Genomic DNA, 790 nt, shown 5'->3' with positions numbered 1-790 from the left:
GGGGCCGGGCTACGCTATGGGAGGGCTTCGCCCGGCCCCGGCCCGATCCTTCATGGGCGCTTTTTCCACCACGCCGCTGGACGTTACCCCGCAGCAGGTCAGGATCGCACGGTGGCGCCGGAGCCTCCGCGGAGGGCGCCGGGGCGCACGCCGACCACGCCGTCGAGATGGTGGGGATCGATCACACGCTGCCGACGACCATCGGCTTGAGCGTGCCGGGCCACCTCAGCGCCGGCCAGCAGAACCCGGATCACCCCGTCGCTGACCTCCACCGTGACGCTCTGCCCGATCAACCGCCAGGGCACGCTGTAGTGGTTGGTGTCGAGGCCGACCGTGCCGTCGGCCTCGACCTTGCGGTGCAACCCGCGGGCATGGAGGTAGGGCGGGCGCCCGTTCAGCGGCCGCAAGCTGGCCGCCTCGGCGGCCTGGAAGCGGTCGATCGGCCGGTCGCCCGTGGTGCCATGGACGCGAACATCGGCGATGGTGCGCATCCAGTGTGCCAAATGCCCCTCGAACGCCTTCCAACTGGCGAAGCGCCGCCCGGCAATGGCGTTCTTCTTGACGTAGCCGACGCCGTTCTCGTCCTTGCCCTTGGTCCGGGCCCGCATCACGTCCCTTCGATCCGTCGTCTCGGAGGAACTCAACGGTATCGTGACCTCGACCATTCTCTACCCCTCCATGTCGAAGGCAGGGCTATCGCATGTAAGCAAAGAGTTCGAAGAAGAAGTCTTCGCTTATCATGGCCCTAAACATTTTCAGGCTCATTGACCGATCCAACGGGTGCGCCCGC

The 790-nt window shown here is 66.8% G+C and carries 1 pseudogene; it reads right to left on the bottom strand.

From position 1 onward, the window contains the following. Positions 1-149 precede the first annotated feature (149 nt). A pseudogene (locus ACSVC7_RS32725) lies at positions 150-605 on the bottom strand (Mu transposase domain-containing protein); the annotation flags it as partial. Positions 606-790 lie beyond the last annotated feature (185 nt).

The sequence above is a fragment of the Azospirillum mesophilum genome (assembly GCF_053470405.2).
The sequence above is the reverse complement of the archived record's forward strand: the minus strand, read 5'-3'. Positions and strand labels throughout refer to the sequence as shown.